Origin of the sequence: Bacteroides sp. MSK.18.37 (assembly GCF_019129155.2) — a bacterium.
In the GTDB taxonomy this organism is placed as follows: domain Bacteria; phylum Bacteroidota; class Bacteroidia; order Bacteroidales; family Bacteroidaceae; genus Bacteroides; species Bacteroides ovatus.
This window is the reverse complement of record NZ_JAHOIB020000001.1, coordinates 1276569-1296377: the sequence shown is the minus strand read 5'-3', so window position 1 is coordinate 1296377 and position 19809 is coordinate 1276569. Positions and strand designations below refer to the sequence as shown.

Genomic DNA, 19809 nt, shown 5'->3' with positions numbered 1-19809 from the left:
TACTTTGAGATTTTGAATTAAGAGCATTGGGGGGAATTGCGGTGAGGGCGCTTTTCTTCAGGGATGTGCTTGAGTGATAACTAAAATTAATAAAAATGGGGAATTTGATTTCATTTATGAAGGAAGTAGCTGAAGGGCTTCGAAAAAGTGGGAATTATGGAACTGCTCATGTTTACAGGAGTAGCATGAATGCTATCATCGCATTTAATGGGAGCAGGAATCTGTCATTCAAGAAAGTGAATCAGGAGTTTCTTAAAAGTTTTGAAACGTATTTGCGGGAAAAGGATTGTAGTTGGAACACGGTTTCAACCTATATGCGTACATTGAGGGCGGTGTACAACCGCGCGGTTGACCGTCGTATGGCATCTTATATACCGCATCATTTCCGGTATGTTTATACAGGAACGCGTGCTGACAGAAAGCGTGCACTGGAAAAGGAGGATATGGAACGATTGATGAAAGAGCTTCCCAAACAAATTCATCAGGGAAGGGAAGTATTACAACGTACGCGCGCGTACTTTTTCTTAATGTTCATGCTTCGTGGTATGCCGTTTGTAGATCTTGCCTATCTTAAAAAGCAGGATATGGTGGGGAATGTGCTTACTTATCGTCGTAGAAAAACCGGGCGGCTTCTAACTGTGACGCTTCTGCCGGAAACTATGAAACTAATAAAAAAGTATATGAACACCGATTCTGCTTCTCCTTATCTTTTTCCCATACTGACTGGCGGAGAGAGTACCGAAGCTACCTACAGGGAATATCAGATAGCTTTGCGTAATTTTAACTATCAGCTTCTGTTGTTGAAACAAGTACTTGCATTGACTTCTGATTTAAGCTCATATACGGCTCGGCATACTTGGGCTACAATGGCATATTATTGCGAGATACATCCAGGCATTATTTCAGAGGCGATGGGACATTCATCCATTATCGTCACAGAGACTTATCTAAAACCTTTTAAGAATAAGAAAATAGATGAAGCGAATGTGACGATTCTATCTTCGCTGAAGAAGAGCTATGTTTGTGGCAAGTGATTGATTAATAGTACTGTTACTTTGTAGGTAACGGGAAGAAAAGACGCTGCAAATATGAGCATATTTCTTAAAACATCCAAACAAAATCGTACATTTTTTCTAATAAACTACTCAAAATAGGAATAAACACAGAAGAACACGTGGATTCTTTGTCTTAGAGCTTTGTTTACGTCTAAATTTTGCAATAGATTTCCCGCCCCTCTACTTTTTCTCATAAGCAGGGGTAAGAAGATTCGTCATATATCGTATTATTTTCTAGTATAGACTACTCTAAAAGAGCAGGCACAAGGGTTTTCCCGTTACCTACAAAGTAACGGGAAGAGGGGGAGTGAAGCGAAATAAATCATGAATTAGTATAAACAAATTTTTTATTTATTAATTGTATAACATTTAATTTACTTTTATGAGAAAATGGACGTATTTAGTCGCAACCTTGCTCATGGCAGGTACGACGGCGACATTCACGGGATGTATTGATACCGATGAACCGGAAGGCATTGCAGAACTTAGGGGAGCAAAGTCTGATTTTATCAAAGCTCAAGCTGCAGTTGAGCTTGTAGAGGCTGAATTGAGAAAAGCACAGGTTGCAGAGCAAGAGTTAGTTAATGCAGGTTTGGCACTTCAGAATAAATCTGCAGAAATTGATTTGCAGTTGCATGAACTGGATATTCAGTTGAAGCAACTCCTGATTGAAAAGGAAGAAGCTGCTACTGCACAAGCAAAAGCAGAAGCGGAAGCTGCCATTGCAAAAGCGGAAGCTGACAAAACTAAGTGGGAAAATGAAAAGGCATTGATTGTTGAGCAGTATAAGGAAAAAATGCTTCTTGCCGAAACTGCCACTGCTAAAGCACAGGAAGCTTACAAGCAAGCTATGGAACAGATTGAAGCTTCCAAGGTTTTGTTGACAGATGAAGAACAAACTCGTTTGAATGGTGTACAAGCGCAAGTCGCCTATGCAAAACAAGCAATGGACAAGGCAATGTATGGATATTCAACAACTGTTATCAAAAGAATTCTGTCATCGGAAGTTGCGAATTCCACTACTACTACAAATCCGGATGAAAGCACGGAGACTAATTCTTCTACGACTAAGTATTATGTTTATCTTATTACTGAAGATCCTACCCAGTCTGCGGATGGCTATAAAGCCGGTAGCTTGAAAAAACTTCAGGAGCAATTAGCTAACTATTCTGATATAGTAGCTGATAATAATTTAGAAGCGGTTTTGGATAATGCATTGAAAAATGCAGAATTTGCTTTAGAAATGACGCAGAAGTATGCTGATAACTTGAAAGCTATCTTGGATAATGAGTATACTACTGTTGCAGATTGGGAAGCAGAAGTCAAGAAGCTGGAAGAAGAAATTGCTGCTGCAAAGGTCAAGGAACAACAGTATAATATTGAAAAAGGCAAGTTGGAAGTTGCTAATCCTAAACTGATATCTGACTTGGATGCTACTAGTAATAAGTTGGAGACTGCTAAAAATAACCAGAACTCTAACAAGAACAAAGCTAAAACAGCTGCAGCTTATTCTAAGAAAGTAGAGGCTGAAAGTGTAAAGAAAGGATTGAATGATGTAATACCTAGTGGAACAACTGTTGCTGGTTATAATTCTTCTACTGGTACTTTTGCCTATGCTAAAGGTATACAAATTACTGAAGCACAAAGTCAGATTGATGGTTGGGTTAAGCTGATTGATAAGGCTACTAAAGGTGTTGATTTGGAAAATATAGAATGGGCCAAACCACAATTGGCTACAGCTCTTGCAACACAAAAAGAAGCTGAAGAGAACTATGCTAAAGATTATAAAGCATGGGAAGATGCAATGGCAGCTTATGATGAAAGTCTGAAAATAGAATTGGAGAAATCAGAGGTAGCCGCTAATGCTGCAATAAAGAAATATAATGGACTTAAACCGGAAGATAGAAAAAAAGAAGCTAATATTGATGCTGTAGCTATGGCTTTAGTTGCATACTATAAGGATGCATTGGCTAAAGAAGCACAAGTTACTAAGGCAACTGCGACAAAAGGAAGTGAGACGAAAAAAATCTCTGCTTGGCTGATAGCAGACGCTAATAACTTTAAAAAGGTTGTTGGAATAGACTTAGGTATTATTGTTTGGGGAAATGATGGTGACATTACTACTGCAAATGAAATATCTACTGCAAATATTGGAAAATTAATGGAGGTAGAGCAAGATTCTAATGTAAAGACTCCATTGGAAAAGTGGAAATCTGCTTCTTCTGCTGTATTTAGCGATAATTTCAATTCAGCTAATAATCCAAGAAGATTGCCGGTAACTAAGGACGAAGTAATAGCTGCGGCTGGTGGTAATCATGTAGACGCTTTGAAGAATGGTAATTATGGTTCTCTTGGTAAGATGATTTGGGCAACAGCAGAAACGGCTAGTCTACAAGCCATAATTGATCAGGTAGAAACTTACAAAGCTTTGAAAGAAGCATTTACTGCTCAAAAAGCTGTAGAACAGGCTGCTCAAGATAAAGCAAATACTGCTTTGGCGGATGCTGTAGATAAAGCTAAGAAAGCTAACGACGAAGCCCAGGCTGCTTATGATAAAGTCTTTAAAGAAGTAAATGATAATATTGCAACAGTACAAAAAGAATACGGCAATAATGAAATTATCAAAGGTAAGATTGAAACGGAAATCACTGTTTATTTGAATAATAACTTTACTAATGGTGATTTAGGTTCTTTGGAGGCTATCAAAAATTTGGTTAAGCAAGAACATATGATTGCTTTGGCAAATGTCACTGCCGCTAAGGCCGATGTTGCTAAAGCTAAGAGAAATATAGAGAAATTAGCGGCAGGTACTTATACTGATACAGATTATATTACTGAATCATTGGCAAGTATCCAGGAAAAGATCAAAGTAAAACAGGCTGAATATGATGCTGCCAAGGCAGACTATGATGCTGCAAGCGCTCAATTGAAAGCACTTCTTGCTATCTTCTTGAAATAATTCCCTAACTACGTAAAAGTAACAAGATGATAAAAAAACTATGCACATTACTTTTGCTGACCTGTATGACAGCTGCGCCTTCAATGGCGCAGCATTACAGCAGCAGTGATGATGCGTCGTTTGCCCCGAAGAAAGGACAGTGGCAGGTTTCAGTCCTGCTTGGTAGCGGAAAGTTCTTTAACGAGAACACCTCTTATCTGCTTCCTAAGTTCTCCAATGACGGAGGAGTAGTCGGACTTCCCAATGGAGGGAAGGATAACTCCGGCGATCTGAACCGCTATCTGAACATCGGGAGTCTGAATAATAATAGTCTGGTCAATATAGCCGGAATTGAAGGTAAGTATTTCGTGTCTGACAATTGGGATGTAAATTTCCAGTTCAGCATGAACGTCAGCCTCACTCCTAAAAAAGACTATGTAGAAGGAGACAACAGTGTACCTGACATGATTATCCCTGCGCAAAGTTATATCAATGCGCAGATGACCAACAACTGGTATGTATCTGTCGGTTCCAACTACTATTTCAAGACTCGCAACGAACGTATTCATCCATATCTCGGAGGCGCACTCGGCTTCCAGATGGCACGCATTGAAACGACCGAACCATACACCGGAGACACCTACAAGGATAGTGACGACTCGGAAGAACTTCCGTCACAGGTCTATGTTTCCGGAAGTAAAGCCGGTCAGATGTACGGTTTCAAAGTAGCTGCCGTAGCAGGTATTGAGTATAGCATTGCCAAAGGTTTTGTTTTCGGTTTCGAAATGCACCCTCTGGCTTACCGCTATGACTTGATACAGATTTGTCCGAAAGGATTTGATAAATATAACGCCAGTCACCACAATATCAAAATATTTGAAATGCCTGTGGTGAAACTGGGATTCAGATTCTAAGGATGAATGATTATACAAATGTATGAATGAAAAGAGAAAGCCGTTCAGCTGATAGTGCGGACGGCTTTTCTTTTTTAAAGAAGAATGAAGAGCTTAATGAACAGATATGTGAAACTTTTATCTTTTCTTCCGGGAATATGTCTGATAGTGGCTTGCACCGGGCATCAGATAAAAGGTTACGAGATTAACGGTAGTGCACCTTTGCCCGAATTCGAAGGAAAAATGGTTTATATGAAAGATGTTTCGAACGGGCAGCCGGTAGATAGTGTAGAAATAATCCACGGAAAGTTTGATTTTTCCGATACGGTGACTATTGTGTCGCCCGTAGTAAAAGTGCTTTCTATTCGTGCCAACAAATCGGGACTGGAATACCGCCTCCCTGTTGTCATAGAAAATGGTAGTATCCAAGCCTATATTTCCGATGTGGTTTGCACAGGAGGAACAATGCTGAATGAACGAATGCAGGATTTTCTCATGGCTGTTGATGAATATTCTACAGCCTGTGAGAACAAGCAAACGGAACAGATAAAATCCGGATTTGCGGATTTATTGAAAAAATACATAGAAATCAATGATGACAATGCAGTAGGAGAATATATTCGGACTGCCTATCGTTCATCACTTTGATGCAATCAGATTGCTTTTAAGACTATAAACTAAATTTCCCACATAATAATATCCTCTCCAGATATTTCCTCCATATTTTTATAGAAGGGAATGTTGCATAAGAGAGACAGAAATGCGCCCTTGTGAAAGTCCATATTTCTGTATTGTTATGTTTTGAGGACGTTCCCGTATTTCCCATTCCCTTTTTCCCCCGGGAACGTCCTTTTCAATGACCTTCTGTTGTATATTTCATATAACTTACACTGTATGGAAGAATCTAGTGGATCTGTACTATTGGTAACTTTTCATACAAAGATAGTGTTTTTTACAAATACTTTATATCTTTGCAAAACAATGGCATATGCCGGGATTTAACCATACCACTGAAAATATGAAAACAAAAACTTTATTGGGCTTCTTTCTTCTTTCTTTTATGGCTTTTTGTGTATCAGCCTGTCAAGATGATGCAGAGATTATCTTATTTAGTGGTTCCGAACTGGTTGACGAAACAGGAACTTGTACAAACACTGTTTCTTCTACAGTTTTGTATCTTAACGGATGGGAAGCGGAGAATATCGGGATAGCCAATGGAAAAGGTGGCTACTCTGCACAAAGCTCCGATGAAACAATTGTGACAGCAACAGTCATCGACAACCGATTATGGCTTAGTTCGCATGGTAAAAAAGGGAAAGTAACGGTTACCGTTACTGATAAGGATGGTAATTATGTCACCCTGCCTGTGACTGTTTCTTATGGCGTATTGACATTTATGTGCGTCGACCAACCTGAATTTCAGGTTTCCAGACCCAGTGAAGATATGTTGTCATTGGATTCGGAAAGCGAGTTGCAGGAAAAAGTAAATGTGGCAATGGCTCCTTATTCTTTTATAAATAAAGGAGATATCTGTATTTTGCGGCCGGATGATGTATATCATTTATCTGAAGAAGGAACAGGAGGGAAATTCATTTATAAGACAGAGGATGAGCAAATTCTTGTTGAAGGAACATACCAGATAGAGTGGGCTTCATTGGGTGGAAAACAGAAAAAGGCTTTTGTCTTTACATATATAGATAAAAATAAAGTAGAGCAACAACACACGTTTTTTAATTTTAGTCCGTATTTAGGAACTCAAAGTTCTACAAGAGAAAGAGGACCGATTACTACGGCATGGTTGGAGGAGGTATCCGATTCACCTTATCTGGAAGGAGTTTTGCCGGCGGATAGAACAGTTGTATATTGGGTGGATACAGTGATTTCCAGTTTGTCTGCCGAGGCTGTGTGATTGGAAGTAACTGATTAAAAAAGGAAAAGCTCTTTATAAGGGACTGAATGTTTGGAAAGCCCTTGAAGCGAAAATCATTCTTATTGAGATATTAAAGTGCACCCCAAAAGTTTTAGATCTAACTTTTGGAGTGCACTTTATTCAAGGTCCTTTCGGATATTCAGGTGAGTATATTTTCAGCCACTTTCTGATTATTTACGTATATCTTATTGCAAAGCCCGGATACGTACTTCTGTGCCTGTCTCATTTTTCAATCCGTCTTTTACTTTATGGATATCTGTTTCTCCGTAATGATAAGGGTACAAAACACGTGGCTTGATGATTTTGGCTGCCCGTATCGCTTGTTCCGGTGTCATGGTATATGGTTGGTTAACCGGCAGAAAAGCGATATCAATATCTTTCACTTGGTTTAGTTCCGGAATATCCTCCGTATCTCCGGCAATATAAATACGAGTTCCTCCTAAAGTCAGAATATATCCGTTGTCACGTCCTTTGGGATGAAATTTATCCCTGCCGGGAGTCGTATTATAGGTGGGTACGGCTTCCAGTTTGATATCTTTGGCGAGTTGAAGCACATCACCGTTCTTCATCTCTTGTCCTCTATTCAGCTTTTTCCGGCAGTTAGGATTAGCTATAATTTTGGTCTGGTTTGTTTCGATAACTGCTATTGCTTTAGTATCGAAATGGTCGCCATGTTCATGCGTAATCAGAATGAAATCCGCTTTCGGCTGTTGTGTATAGTCGGCATAATCGGAAACAGGATCAATGAATATTTTTTGTCCTGCATAGTCCAGTAATAAGCTGGCATGTTTGAAGAAAGTGATCTTCAAGCTTTTACCATTCTTGGTGGTAAACGAATCCATTTCAAAGTTTGACATCTTTGCTGTCTGATTAATTGGTTTATCAAACGAATGGGAATAAGAAAATCCGTAAGAAAGGCATAATACGAATGCTACTAATAGATTCTTTTTCATATCTCTGCAGAATTTGGTTCCCTGCAAAGATAAACATCCGGGAGGATTTATCGGTTCACATTTGAAATGATTCTCTTCGAAATTAACTTTCTTTTTGTGGTAAATAAGAAGGCACGGGATCTTTCATTCCCGTGCCTTCTCTTAGTATTTGATACCTTTACGGTATTGTTATGCGTTCAAAGCCTGTTCGATATCAGCAATGATATCATCCGCATTTTCGATACCTACCGATAGGCGGATCAGGTCCGGACGTACACCGGCTTCCATCAGTTGCTCATCCGTCAACTGGCGGTGAGTATGGCTCGCCGGATGGAGCACGCAACTGCGTGCATCAGCTACGTGAGTAACGATAGCGATGAATTCCAGTGAGTCCATAAACTTGATAGACACATCACGTCCGCCTTTCAGACCGAAGGAGATGACTCCGCAAGAACCGTTCGGCATATATTTCTGTGCCAGGCTGTAATATTTGTTGTCCGGCAGACCACAATAGTTTACCCAAGCTACTTTCTCATTTTTAGAAAGATATTCGGCCACTTTCTGTGCGTTACGGCAGTGTTGAGGCATACGCAGGTGCAGTGTCTCAAGTCCCAGATTCAATAAGAAAGAGTTTTGCGGACTCTGGATGCTGCCGAGGTCACGCATCAGTTGGGCAGTTGCTTTGGTGATATAAGCACCTTTGCCGAATGCTTTGGTATAAGTCAGTCCGTGGTATGACTCGTCCGGAGTACAAAGTCCCGGGAATTTTTCAGCATGAGCATCCCAGTCAAAATTACCGCTGTCTACGATACAGCCACCTACGCTTGTAGCGTGTCCGTCCATGTATTTGGTAGTAGAATGAACCACGATGTCAGCTCCCCATTCAAATGGGCGGCAGTTGATCGGGGTCGGGAAAGTGTTGTCAACAATCAAGGGAACCCCGTGACTGTGTGCGATGCGTGCAAATTTCTCAATATCCAGTACTTCAAGAGAAGGGTTGGAAATCGTTTCACCGAATAAAGCTTTTGTATTCGGTTTGAAAGCTGCAGAAATTTCTTCTTCGCTGGCATCCGGATTAACGAAAGTCACATCGATGCCTAGCTTCTTCATAGTCACGCCAAACAGGTTGAACGTACCTCCGTAAATAGCGGAAGAGCAAACAAAGTGATCTCCTGCCTGACAGATATTAAAAATGGCATAGAAGTTGGCAGCCTGGCCGCTGGAAGTCAGCATAGCGGCTACACCACCTTCAAGGGCAGCGATTTTGGCGGCAACAGCGTCATTCGTTGGATTTTGCAGGCGGGTATAAAAGTAACCACTGTCTTCCAGGTCGAACAGGCGGGCCATCTGCTCGCTGGTATCGTATTTGAAAGTTGTACTTTGATAGATGGGCAATACGCGTGGTTCGCCTTTTTTAGGCGTCCATCCTGCCTGTACACACAGGGTTTCCGGTTTGAATTGTTTTGCCATAATGTTATCGGGTTTTAATGTTTTATTTCAAAAAATGTTTTAATGCTGCAAAAGTAGGGAAAATAATTGTATTTTTGCCCTGTTTATGAGTGAAATGATACTCTTGCGAAGGAGATAGTTAATGTAGTTATGAAAAATAAACTCTATATTCTTTTATTCTTAGCTTTTCTTTTTTCGGGCACAACTCTTTGGGCACAGCAGAAGGCAACCCCGAAGGCGGGTGAAGGTATCTCTTCTTTTCTATTAAGGCACAACCGCTCTCCGAAGAAGTATTACGACGACTTTATTGAGCTGAATAAACAGAAACTGGGAAAGAACAATGTGCTTAAAGTGGGCGTGACGTATGTTATTCCTCCCATCAAGAAATCACCTTCCGGAAATACCGGGACAAAGCAACAATCTCCGAAAGCTAAATCAACAAAAATAGGAACTACCCTCAATCAGCCTCTGTTTGGAAAACAACTGGCTGATGTGAAAGTCACTTCCAACCGTCTTGCCGGTGCTTGCTTCTATGTGGTCAGCGGGCATGGAGGTCCTGATCCGGGTGCTATCGGGAAAGTTGGTAAATACGAACTGCACGAAGATGAATACGCTTATGATATTGCCCTTCGTCTGGCACGTAACCTGATGCAGGAAGGGGCCGAAGTCCGTATTATCATTCAAGATGCTAAAGATGGTATCCGTGATGATTCATACCTGTCAAACAGTAAACGGGAGACTTGTATGGGTGATCCAATTCCTTTGAATCAGGTGCAACGCTTACAGCAACGCTGCGATAAAATAAACGCCCTTTATCGGAAAGACCGTAAGAACTACTCTTATTGCAGGGCAATTTTTATTCATATCGATAGCCGTAGTAAGGGAAAACAAACGGATGTCTTTTTCTATTATTCGAATAAAAAGGGAGAAAGCAAACGATTGGCAAATAATATGAAAGATACGTTTGAGTCAAAATATGATAAGCATCAACCCAACCGGGGCTTTTCCGGCACAGTAAGCGGGCGTAACTTATACGTACTTTCCCATACCACTCCCGCTTCCGTCTTTGTGGAGTTGGGTAATATCCAGAATACGTTCGATCAGCGTCGGCTGGTGATGAATTCCAATCGTCAGGCACTCGCCAAATGGCTGATGGAAGGCTTCCTGAAAGACTATAAGGAGAAAAAATAATATTTTTACTTCTCCTTTCGTGAACAAAATAAAAATCAGAATGTTTTATATATGCAAATCGCCTGATGGCTACTTGTAGGTATGCGAATATATATAGGCTAGTGAATATGCCTCCCCGGCATAACAGGAAGATTGCATAGTAGTTTTGTCGTGTTTTATTTTGTGTTTGTGTTGTGACGGTGCTGCGATGTGAATCGGGGTACCGTTTTTTCGTTTCTCTTGAATTCCTTAAAGGGCGTGCTATTTCATTTTCTTATCATATTATTGAATAAAATCTTATCAATCCTGTGAACAAAATCCGGAAATGTATGTTATTTATTGTGCAAATCGCCTGATAAAGCTTCTTGTGTGTATGCGAATATAGATAAGTCAAGCAAGGTATGCCTCCCCGGCATGACAGGAAGATTGCATAGTAGTTTTGTCGTGTTTTATTTTGTGTTTGTGTTGTGACGGTGCTGCGATGTGAATCGAGGTGCCGTTTTTTTTGTCACATATAAAGAAACGGCAGGCTTACAAATAAGAAACGAGCTTACAAATCTCCTAAAGTATATCATAGAATCTTTGCAAGCTCGTTTTATGAGTGGTGCTTTTGCGCACCTTATCTAGTTGTTATAAAGGCATATTACCATGCTTCTTGGGCGGGTTTGTCTGCATCTTGTTTTCCGTCATTTCCAGTGCCTGAATCAGACGTTTGCGAGTCTGTCTCGGATAAATGATTTCGTCAATATATCCCAGCTCGGCAGCCTGATACGGAGTGGCAAACTTTTCTTTGTAGGCTTCCAGTTCCTTGGCCTTTGTTGCTTCGTCAGCTTTGCGGAACAGGATATTGATGGCGCCGTCCGCACCCATCACAGCAATTTCTGCACTTGGGTAAGCGAAGTTCACGTCAGCTCCGGTCTGCTTGGAGTTCATTACGATATAAGCACCACCGTAAGCTTTGCGGGTAATCACTGTCAGTTTGGGAACAGTGGCTTCTGCAAATGCATAAACTATTTTTGCACCGTGACGGATGATACCATTGTTTTCCTGCGTATATCCCGGAAGGAATCCCGGAACATCTTCGAATGTAATCAATGGAATATTGAAGCAATCGCAGAAACGGATAAAACGGCTTGCTTTGTCGCTGGCATCAATATCGAGAACACCGGCAAGATAAGCTGGCTGATTCGCTACGATACCTACCGAACGACCTGCCATACGGGCAAAGCCAATGATAATATTCTTAGCAAAGTTCGGCATCACTTCGAAGAAATAGCCGTTGTCTATAACACGTTCGATAATGTCTTTCATGTCATACGGTACGTTCGGGTCTACCGGAACGATTGTATCCAGAGAAGTATCTTCGCGGTTTGTTTCGTCAGTGCAAGGTTTTTTCTTAGCTTCATCCATATTATTCTGTGGTAAGAAAGAAAGCAGTTCACGGATGCTCATCAGCAATTCTTCTTCGGTATTGCACATAAAGTGAGTCACACCGCTCTTGCTACTATGTGTCATTGCGCCACCCAGCTCTTCTTTACTTACTTCCTCATGAATCACAGCTTTTACTACATCCGGACCAGTCACAAACATGTGACTTTTTTCTTTCACCATAAAGATGAAATCGGTCAGGGCAGGAGAGTAGCAGGCACCTCCGGCGCAAGGACCCAGGATTGCCGAAATCTGTGGAATCACACCGCTGGCCATTGTATTCTGATAGAAAATATCAGCATAACCGGAAAGGCTCTCGATCCCTTCCTGGATACGTGCACCGCCCGAATCATTCAAAGCGATAATCGGGGCACCGTTCTTCAATGCAAGTTGTTGTACTTTCACAATCTTTTTAGCATTGGAAGCTGACAGTGAGCCGCCATATACCGTAAAGTCATAAGCGTAAACAAACACCTGGCGACCGTCCACCTTTCCGTAACCGGATACGATACCATCTCCCGAAATTTTGTTCTTATCCATACCGTAGTTCGTACAACGGTGAACCATCAACTTATCCAGTTCAACGAAAGTACCCTTATCGAGTAACATCTCGATACGTTCGCGGGCAGTCATTTTACCGCTTTCATGTTGCTTCTCTATTTTATCAACGCCTCCACCAAGAGAAGCGATGCGGTCACGTTCCTCGAACGTGGCGTATGCTTTATTTATTTCTTCCATAATGCAATCCGTTCTTATTATTATGCAATCGGTTCTAATGTTATTAATGTCTGTTCGCCGGTTATGCTATCACCTTCTTGAACCAGAATTTCTTTAATGCGGCAATCCGAAGTCACTTTGTAGTTGCTCTGCATTTTCATTGCTTCGATAACGATGGCAGTATCTCCCGCTTTCATTTCCTGACCGACTACAACGGGTATTTTCACCACCTTGCCCGGCATCGGAGAAATAATACAATCATTCTGTTCCTCTTCCCCTTTCTTGCGCATCCGCAAATATTTCGCCTGGCTGTCCACAATTTCTACATTGAAACTGCTATAATGCGTATTCACTTTATAGCTTTTCCCGTTATCACGGCGAATCAGCTGTGCATTCGAACTGCGTCCGTCCATCAAGATGTTGCAAGTGCCGTTTTCCGCCATCACTACATCTGCTTCAAACGGTTTTCCATCAATGGTAAGCACCACCTTGTTATCTTCCTTGCTGACCAACTCTACTTCGGCCACACGGTTTCCTATATGAATTTCCATAATTGAATTCTCTTTGTTAAAATTAGATTCTCAACACTCCCTTGTGCAGTCCGAACTCTTTCCATTTGCTGATAGGACGGTTGTCGGTAGCCATACCGCTGTTGTTCTCTTCGAGGTTCATCAGGTAGTCCATATAGGCGGCAATCAAAGCAATATTTTCGGAATGTTCGCTGGTGCGCATGATGCGTTGTTGCAGATATTCGCCGTTCTTGGTGATGAATCCTGTATCATAGTGACCTTCCACGAAATCGGGAGTGTCCATGATGGCACGCAGATAGCTGATGTTGTTTTTCACACCGGTCAACTTATATTCGTGGAGTACGCGGCGCATCCGCTCGATAGCGTATTCGCGGTTGGTAGCCCATACAATCAGTTTACCGATCATCGGGTCGTAGTAGATTGGAATTTCATATCCCTCGTACACATAACTGTCGATACGTACACCGATACTGTTCGGCTCTGTAATCTGTTTGATGATACCCGGACTCGGCATAAAATTCATTTCTGTATCTTCGGCACAAATACGACACTCAATAGCGTGTCCGCGTTGCTGAATATTTTCTTGTTTCAGCTGAAGCACCTGTCCGTCGGCAACTTTAATCTGCTCTTTCACCAAATCTACCCCAATCACTTCTTCCGTAATCGGATGCTCCACCTGTAAACGGGTGTTCATCTCAAGGAAATAATAGTTGCGGTGTTTGTCAACAAGAAATTCGATAGTACCCGCACCGATGTAGTTCACCGCTTTAGCCGCAGCTACCGCCTTTTCACCCATATCTTTCCGCAGTGCGGGAGTGACGAAAACCGAAGGAGTCTCCTCTACGATTTTCTGGTTACGGCGTTGCACGGAACATTCGCGTTCGCATAGATGAATGACATTTCCATGTTTGTCACCAAGAATCTGGAACTCGATGTGATGAGGCTCTTCAACGAACTTCTCCAGATAAACCGTGTCGTCGCCAAAAGAAGACAACGATTCGCTCTTGGCAGTGGTATAAGCTTCTTCCACTTCCTCGGCACTGTGGATGAGGCGCATACCCTTTCCACCGCCGCCCATAGAAGCTTTCAGCATCACCGGATATCCGATCTTATTGCAAAGCTCTATGGCTTCTTCCACACTTTTCAAATTGTCTTGTGTGCCGGGAACAACGGGTACTCCCGCCTCGATCATTTTGATACGGGCAGCAATTTTATCCCCCATGGCTTCCATTGTTTCCGGATTAGGTCCGATAAAGATGATTCCTTCTTCCTGACATCGACGGGCGAAGGTAGCATTCTCGGACAAGAAGCCGTAACCCGGATGGATGGCGTCCGCATGAGCTGCTTTCGCCACTTCGATGATTTTTTCTATATTCAGATAACTCTCTTTGGATGCTGCCGGCCCTACGCAATAAGCTTCGTCTGCATAAAGCACATGCTTCGCGGTCCGATCTGCTTCGGAGAAGATAGCGATACTCGTTATCTCCATCTCCCGGCAGGAGCGCATCACCCTTACGGCAATTTCACCGCGATTGGCTACTAAGATTTTTTTTATCATACTTTTTTCAATTAAGTACATACTTATTAATGTCTTCCCGTCTAATGGACATACTCCACCCGACGAAAAACAGTATTTTTTTGATTTGGGGCTTAACAAGTGATGCTCTTTCTCCTAACCCACGAGGAGGGGAGCGTCTTACACAAAATGGCAGGTCTTCTGACTAACTCTTGTCTTATTTGCCTTCCCGATTAACATCAGTGGCGTTAAATTAGTTCAATTATAAGACATTGAACAGAGCTTCACAGCAGCGGGACTGTTCGGGACTTACACCCGATTCCCTATTAATCGTCGTCCGTTGGATACGGATTCTGAACCATTTCGGGGGGCAAAGATAAATAAATATTAAATAAGATGTTCCTTTTTTGCACGAAAGTTTCATTTTTGTGCAATGCTTGTCTTTAAATAAGGATTCTTTAATTAGTGTATAACCTTGCTACTTTTCTAAACTATATTTCTCCTGATATTGTTAGGTTGATAGTAATTAATTAAAAGGAGATATTCGTATGAAAGAAAAGAAAATAGCTCGTGAAGAAAGAAATCAGGAGAAACTGGCTAACGGTGATTGGGTAATGGCAGAGTTTTATGCAACGTGGTGTCCTCATTGCCAACGTATGAAACCGGTTGTTGAAGAATTTAAGAAACTGATGGAAGGAACATTGGAAGTGGTATTGGTAGACATCGATCAGGAACCTGCCCTTACAGATTTCTATACAGTTGAGTCGACTCCTACCTTTATTCTTTTTAGAAAAGGACAACAGCTCTGGAGACAATCCGGCGAATTACCTTTGGAAAGATTGGAAAGAGCAGTGAAAGGATTCAAATCCTGACGATTATTGCATAGTTTGTTACAATGATATGCGTAGCTGATTCTATGCTGGTATGTCTTTGTCTGGCATACTTCTAATATGCATAAAGAAAAGCAGAAAGTATTCTCCGGTGAGGTACTTCCTGCTTTTCTTTATTTTTATTGCTTTCTGTTGAGTCGTAACTCATACAGGCAAGCCTGTACCTCTTCAAGGCTGCCGGTATGTTTTCCTTCATCATCAGACAGTTTGATACATTCCCTCCATTCCTGATTGACATTCATCTTACATTGTGTCAGTTTCATCACGATGTTCGAAGGTTCGAACCCGGTATCGTTGGTGAGATTGGTACCGATCCCGAAAGAGCAGCGGATTTTGTTTTTGCAGTATTCTTGAATATCCAATGCTTTTGTAAAGTCTAGGGCATTGCTGAATACGATGGTTTTGGTTGTCGCGTCGATTCCCAACTCTTTGTAGCGGGCAACCAGCTTATCGATAAACTCAAATTCATTGCCGGAATCACACCGCACTCCATCGAAAAGTTTGGCTTGTTTACGGCTAAGGTTGCTAAGGAAGATGCCGGAAGTATATGTATCGGAAAGTGCGATACCTAAATCACCGTCATAAACATTCACCCAGTTTTCGAGTGCCATATAGTTGGCATGTTTATATCCGAACTGTGCTCCATGAAACATAAACCATTCATGTGGATGAGTCCCCATCATTTTCATTCCATATTTCATTGCAAAGTTACAGTTGGAAGTTCCGGTGCAATATTGCGCTGTTTCGTTCAGCTTCTTGATAACCGTTTCCTGCACATCAATGGAGAATCTTCTCCGTGTGCCGAACTCTGAAAAGCGAAGCTGATGTTGATTCGACAATTCTATTTTCTCCGACAGCTTGCAAAGAATCTCATTCATGTCTGCTACATTGCCAAAGAAACGGTTTTTGATTTCGGAGACAATAGCGAGCAAAGGCACTTCGTATAAAGTCACTTTATAAAGCAAGTCAGTCACTTCGATGTGGAGATGACAAGCTTCATCCAGATGAATATCAATCTTATTCGGATCGAAACGAAAAGAAGACAACCACTCCCAGTAGACTCTCGGAAGGAATCTGCAGTTTTTCGTCATATATTCCAGCTCCTCTTCCGTAAACCTCAACTGACTAAGATTCTTGATCTCTGCCTTGAGTGCCTTCAGGAAATCTTCGGTATATTGAGTTTCATTCCGGTCGTTGAAACTAAACGTGCCCATTGCATAGGGAAACAGTTTGATATAAGCATACGATGTGGTAAACTTATAAAGATCGGTATCTAGTAATGTCTTAACAATCATTTCGTTCGCTCTTTATATTTTATAACGTCGTAAAGTTAGTATTTGTTGAATAATATAACGACTTAATCATTAATAATTATGCCTTTTTTATTCGGGGGAATAAAGCCAGGATCTGAATATATATTCTGTTTGCAATGGCAAATTCCTTATCTCTTATTATAGTTACCTCAATAAGTCAAGCCGATTTTCAGCGTAATGGAATGGTGTGACAATTCTTCCTTAAACGTCGTATGGAAATACGGATCTTCCTGTTTCTTTGTCCGTTCCAGTTTCTGGAGTTCATAACCTGCCATCAAATTCAGTTTAAATTTCCGGTTGACCTTAAATTGTGCACCGATGGAAGGAGAGAGGTAAAAGCCTCCGTTTGCTTCTCTGTCTGTGGCAAAAGACCCACCGATATGACATTCCAGATAAGGAGTCAGTCTCCTGGGCTTCGTTATATAAAATTGCGCACTGGCATAAAGCGGAATGAGTAGTTTTTCATAAACAGAAAGTCCGCTGCCTGCACCGATGGCAAACCGTTGACTGATGTGGTAGTGACTGACGATTTGCCAGTTGAAAGGCGTGTAAGAAGGCTGATTCATAGAAAAACCTGTCCCGATATATGTAGTGTAAGAGAGACGTCTGCTGTCTGTTTGTCCGTCGGCACATACAGTGATGAAAGATAGCAGCGCAAAGATGAATATAAATTTCCTCATAATGATGCAAGGATAGAGTTTGATAATATTATGGTTAGCTACTGCTATTGCACATACACGGTTATACTTTTAACGATATGCAATGCAGTTGTGAGTGAAGAAGTATCTTTGGTAAGATCTCCATTACTTCCATCCGGGCTACTGTGTCCGATCAGTTTGGCTGTAAATTCTTTCTTGCCGGAAGTCAAATCCACTTCTGCTGCGTAGACAAGGGCAGGCTGTCCGCTCCCTTCTTTTCCACCGGAGTAATTGGCGTCTCCTTCTTTGGCCGATTTCGGATATGCATCATTGAAATCTGTAGAATGATTGATTTCAATTTTGACTATAAACTTCTTCAACTTCCCGGTTGGCGACATCTTCACATTAAAACTACCTTTCGGAGTAGCTCCACTGATACCGTCCGTCAACGGTTCCTTTTTGCTAGGGAGATATAACCCGTCTTCATATTGGATTCCCCGCTGATAACACCAATGCGGCAGCGCTTCCTTTCGGCGGTTACCGCCGGAGGCTTGCCAGGATTGAGTGGCTATTTTGTGTGTCACATACACGGTGGACAGATAATTCCCTTCCATGTCTTCAGTCCAGATTGCAATCTGGGGCGGATTTTTGATGTTGATGCCTAGAAACAAAGGAAAATTATGCAACCAGTCTTCCCCTTTTTCAATAGATATTTTAAGATCGTTACTGTCGTATTCTACTAAATCCCGGTTGCATCCACTATTTATCAATAGAGAAAGAAACCATATTCCCATTATTGTCATTTTATTCATTTGATTAGAGTTGTTTTTGTAACCAGAGGTCTACTAATAGATTGATGCCTTCTTCCAATTCCTCCCAGCCGCTTTCCTGCTGAATCTTGAGGCCGTTGTAGACCGGGCAGTTTTCTTCGAGCAATGCCAGATAACTGATGGCTGCGGTGATGATGGAAGCCATAGCAGCAATCTCTTTTTTCGGATGTTTTGATAGTTTGCTGACTGCCTCTACCAGCCAGATTCCTTTCTCTTCCCGTTTGTTGCGCAACTCTTTCACAAACTTATTGTCCGTTGTCAGTTCCCAGCGATACAGGCGTTTCAATGTATAATTCTCCCGTAACCGCATGATTTGTCTTTTGAATATCTGCTTGATAAATGCGGCTAAATGAGCCTGATCCGGTAACTCTTCATCGAAATTAATCCAATAGTCGTTCTGCTGAATGTAGGCTGCTATCAGTCCATCCAGCGAATTGAAATAACGGTAGATAAGCATTTTTGAAACTTTGGCCTTGGCTGCTACCGCATTGATCCCCAACCCCTCGAAACCGCTTTCTTCAATGATGTCGTTGACGGCTGTAATCAGGGTCATTTCCGTAGCCTGTCTGTTTTTAGTAATCTCTTTTTCCATACTTTGATACTTTTGTTACTGACTGGTCACAAAGATATGTTTCCTATCGGTAACATCAAGGAAAAAGAGATTATTTTTTGTAATGGTTGCCGGTTAATAACCTATCATCTTTACCGATAATACGTTATCCGGTCGTTTTATGATAACGCCACTGTCGGATTATGAACGGTCAGTCCGCCATCCACCACAATCGTTTGTCCAGTGATGTATCTGGCATCGTTCGAAGCCAGAAAAGCGATGGTAGCTGCAACATCCTCCGGTTCTCCCAGATAAGGAGTGGCACATTGACCGAGGAAGATATTACGTACATCCTCATTCAGGTTGTCCAATGCAGCGGGAGTAAGTACCAGTCCCGGAGCTACGGCGTTGCAACGGATGTTTTTCTTTCCCATTTGAGTAGCGATATATTTCGTCAGGTTGATGACACCCGCTTTGCTGGCGCCGTATAAAGTACCGTTGGCATCAGCCGTAAGTCCGCTTATGGAAGCTACGTTGACAATGTTCCCACCACCATTGGCAGTCATGATAGGAATGACCTGTTGGGAAAGATACATCGTGCAGCAGAGATTCAGATGGAATGCTTCGTCAAAGTAGTTGATGTCCAGCTTTTCGATGCTAAGGTCACGTTTGGGATCAGTTCCTCCTACATTATTAATCAGTACGTCTATTCTTTGATATTCATTCATGGAAAAATCAATCAACTCTTTGCAACTCTGGAGTTCGGTGGCGGAGAAATAGACATGACGCACGTCAGCCCCTGCGTGCGTGAGTTCGTTGGCAAGCTGCTCCGCTCTTTTCTCGGAATGGTCAGCGATGACTACTTTGCCTCCTTCGGAGACAATGCGGCGTGTGGTTGCTTCGCCGATACCACCGGCGGCACCGGTGATGACAACTACTTTATTTTCGAATCTGTTCATATAATGGGAATTTGATGATTACCTTCTATTAGAAACAGCTGGCAGAGGAATTTGTTAGCCCTTATAAACTC

At 41.8% G+C, this 19809-nt stretch carries 17 protein-coding genes and 1 riboswitch; of the genes, 7 read left to right on the top strand and 10 right to left on the bottom strand.

The genetic code is table 11. The features are described from left to right. The first annotated feature begins 95 nt into the window (after positions 1-95). The 5 genes from KSX81_RS05515 to KSX81_RS05495 all read left to right on the top strand — a co-directional run bounded on the left by KSX81_RS05515 (position 96) and on the right by KSX81_RS05495 (position 6795). A complete protein-coding gene (locus tag KSX81_RS05515; RefSeq protein WP_217725613.1) occupies positions 96-1034 on the top strand; it encodes a tyrosine-type recombinase/integrase in 939 nt (312 codons plus the stop codon). Positions 1035-1437: 403 nt separating this feature from the next. Continuing rightward, positions 1438-4014 (top strand): hypothetical protein, encoded by a 2577-nt coding sequence (locus tag KSX81_RS05510; RefSeq protein ID WP_217725614.1) that lies wholly within the window; start codon positions 1438-1440, stop codon positions 4012-4014. Positions 4015-4040: 26 nt separating this feature from the next. Next, the gene (locus tag KSX81_RS05505; protein WP_049702173.1) at positions 4041-4907 is read left to right on the top strand and encodes a BT1926 family outer membrane beta-barrel protein; all 867 of its coding nucleotides are present in this window, start codon (positions 4041-4043) and stop codon (positions 4905-4907) included. A gap of 84 nt (positions 4908-4991) precedes the next feature. Then, positions 4992-5534: a DUF4369 domain-containing protein gene (locus KSX81_RS05500; protein ID WP_128131536.1), complete on the top strand. Its 543-nt coding sequence runs from the start codon at positions 4992-4994 to the stop codon at positions 5532-5534. 340 nt (positions 5535-5874) lie between these two features. Beyond that, a complete protein-coding gene (locus KSX81_RS05495) occupies positions 5875-6795 on the top strand; it encodes a hypothetical protein (protein WP_217725615.1) in 921 nt (306 codons plus the stop codon). A gap of 206 nt (positions 6796-7001) precedes the next feature. Here the strand turns inward: KSX81_RS05495 and KSX81_RS05490 are convergent, their stop codons facing one another. Further along, positions 7002-7769, bottom strand: coding sequence for an MBL fold metallo-hydrolase (locus tag KSX81_RS05490; protein ID WP_195355752.1), 768 nt, complete (start codon positions 7767-7769; stop codon positions 7002-7004). Between the two features lie 168 nt (positions 7770-7937). Continuing rightward, positions 7938-9218, bottom strand: coding sequence for an O-acetylhomoserine aminocarboxypropyltransferase/cysteine synthase family protein (locus tag KSX81_RS05485; protein ID WP_004306892.1), 1281 nt, complete (start codon positions 9216-9218; stop codon positions 7938-7940). A gap of 129 nt (positions 9219-9347) precedes the next feature. Here KSX81_RS05485 and KSX81_RS05480 point away from each other — a divergent pair, with 129 nt between their 5' ends. Continuing rightward, positions 9348-10388 (top strand): N-acetylmuramoyl-L-alanine amidase, encoded by a 1041-nt coding sequence (locus KSX81_RS05480; RefSeq protein WP_008776359.1) that lies wholly within the window; start codon positions 9348-9350, stop codon positions 10386-10388. A gap of 609 nt (positions 10389-10997) precedes the next feature. Here the strand turns inward: KSX81_RS05480 and KSX81_RS05475 are convergent. The 3 genes from KSX81_RS05475 to accC are packed head-to-tail and all read right to left on the bottom strand — an operon-like array spanning position 10998 to position 14600. After that, positions 10998-12533, bottom strand: a complete 1536-nt coding sequence (locus tag KSX81_RS05475; protein ID WP_115484338.1) for an acyl-CoA carboxylase subunit beta — start codon at positions 12531-12533, stop codon at positions 10998-11000. Between the two features lie 20 nt (positions 12534-12553). After that, positions 12554-13063 (bottom strand): acetyl-CoA carboxylase biotin carboxyl carrier protein subunit, encoded by a 510-nt coding sequence (locus KSX81_RS05470; protein WP_004306894.1) that lies wholly within the window; start codon positions 13061-13063, stop codon positions 12554-12556. A 22-nt stretch (positions 13064-13085) separates the two neighbouring features. Continuing rightward, the gene (gene accC / locus KSX81_RS05465) at positions 13086-14600 is read right to left on the bottom strand and encodes an acetyl-CoA carboxylase biotin carboxylase subunit (RefSeq protein ID WP_008998722.1); all 1515 of its coding nucleotides are present in this window, start codon (positions 14598-14600) and stop codon (positions 13086-13088) included. Positions 14601-14731: 131 nt separating this feature from the next. Beyond that, positions 14732-14936, bottom strand: a riboswitch (cobalamin riboswitch). Positions 14937-15106: 170 nt separating this feature from the next. Between accC and KSX81_RS05460 the strand changes: the two genes are divergently transcribed. Then, positions 15107-15430 (top strand): thioredoxin family protein, encoded by a 324-nt coding sequence (locus KSX81_RS05460; protein ID WP_004296832.1) that lies wholly within the window; start codon positions 15107-15109, stop codon positions 15428-15430. A 137-nt stretch (positions 15431-15567) separates the two neighbouring features. On the opposite strand, the gene pncB is transcribed toward KSX81_RS05460, so the two are convergent. The 5 genes from pncB to KSX81_RS05435 form a co-directional block, all read right to left on the bottom strand. Then, entirely contained in the window at positions 15568-16743 is a 1176-nt protein-coding gene (gene pncB / locus KSX81_RS05455; RefSeq protein ID WP_008650402.1) for a nicotinate phosphoribosyltransferase, read from the bottom strand. Between the two features lie 167 nt (positions 16744-16910). Further along, positions 16911-17441 carry a hypothetical protein gene (locus KSX81_RS05450; RefSeq protein ID WP_008650403.1) on the bottom strand — a complete coding sequence of 177 codons (531 nt, stop codon included), beginning with the start codon at positions 17439-17441 and terminating at the stop codon, positions 16911-16913. 44 nt (positions 17442-17485) lie between these two features. Then, positions 17486-18211, bottom strand: coding sequence for a DUF2271 domain-containing protein (locus KSX81_RS05445; RefSeq protein ID WP_217725616.1), 726 nt, complete (start codon positions 18209-18211; stop codon positions 17486-17488). A gap of 4 nt (positions 18212-18215) precedes the next feature. After that, complete coding sequence (locus KSX81_RS05440; RefSeq protein WP_008776365.1) at positions 18216-18821, bottom strand: TetR/AcrR family transcriptional regulator; 606 nt, start codon at positions 18819-18821, stop codon at positions 18216-18218. Positions 18822-18958: 137 nt separating this feature from the next. Beyond that, entirely contained in the window at positions 18959-19738 is a 780-nt protein-coding gene (locus KSX81_RS05435; protein WP_004296838.1) for an SDR family NAD(P)-dependent oxidoreductase, read from the bottom strand. Positions 19739-19809: the final 71 nt, after the last annotated feature.

Bases quoted from the DNA above. Each gene is read 5' to 3' on its own strand.
- KSX81_RS05515 (WP_217725613.1), top strand. From the start codon at position 96: ATGGGGAATTTGATTTCATTTATGAAGGAAGTAGCTGAAGGGCTTCGA.
- KSX81_RS05510 (WP_217725614.1), top strand. From the start codon at position 1,438: ATGAGAAAATGGACGTATTTAGTCGCAACCTTGCTCATGGCAGGTACG.
- KSX81_RS05505 (WP_049702173.1), top strand. From the start codon at position 4,041: ATGATAAAAAAACTATGCACATTACTTTTGCTGACCTGTATGACAGCT.
- KSX81_RS05500 (WP_128131536.1), top strand. From the start codon at position 4,992: ATGAAGAGCTTAATGAACAGATATGTGAAACTTTTATCTTTTCTTCCG.
- KSX81_RS05495 (WP_217725615.1), top strand. From the start codon at position 5,875: ATGCCGGGATTTAACCATACCACTGAAAATATGAAAACAAAAACTTTA.
- KSX81_RS05490 (WP_195355752.1), bottom strand. From the start codon at position 7,769: ATGAAAAAGAATCTATTAGTAGCATTCGTATTATGCCTTTCTTACGGA.
- KSX81_RS05485 (WP_004306892.1), bottom strand. From the start codon at position 9,218: ATGGCAAAACAATTCAAACCGGAAACCCTGTGTGTACAGGCAGGATGG.
- KSX81_RS05480 (WP_008776359.1), top strand. From the start codon at position 9,348: ATGAAAAATAAACTCTATATTCTTTTATTCTTAGCTTTTCTTTTTTCG.
- KSX81_RS05475 (WP_115484338.1), bottom strand. From the start codon at position 12,533: ATGGAAGAAATAAATAAAGCATACGCCACGTTCGAGGAACGTGACCGC.
- KSX81_RS05470 (WP_004306894.1), bottom strand. From the start codon at position 13,063: ATGGAAATTCATATAGGAAACCGTGTGGCCGAAGTAGAGTTGGTCAGC.
- accC (WP_008998722.1), bottom strand. From the start codon at position 14,600: ATGATAAAAAAAATCTTAGTAGCCAATCGCGGTGAAATTGCCGTAAGG.
- KSX81_RS05460 (WP_004296832.1), top strand. From the start codon at position 15,107: ATGAAAGAAAAGAAAATAGCTCGTGAAGAAAGAAATCAGGAGAAACTG.
- pncB (WP_008650402.1), bottom strand. From the start codon at position 16,743: ATGATTGTTAAGACATTACTAGATACCGATCTTTATAAGTTTACCACA.
- KSX81_RS05450 (WP_008650403.1), bottom strand. From the start codon at position 17,441: ATGAGGAAATTTATATTCATCTTTGCGCTGCTATCTTTCATCACTGTA.
- KSX81_RS05445 (WP_217725616.1), bottom strand. From the start codon at position 18,211: ATGAATAAAATGACAATAATGGGAATATGGTTTCTTTCTCTATTGATA.
- KSX81_RS05440 (WP_008776365.1), bottom strand. From the start codon at position 18,821: ATGGAAAAAGAGATTACTAAAAACAGACAGGCTACGGAAATGACCCTG.
- KSX81_RS05435 (WP_004296838.1), bottom strand. From the start codon at position 19,738: ATGAACAGATTCGAAAATAAAGTAGTTGTCATCACCGGTGCCGCCGGT.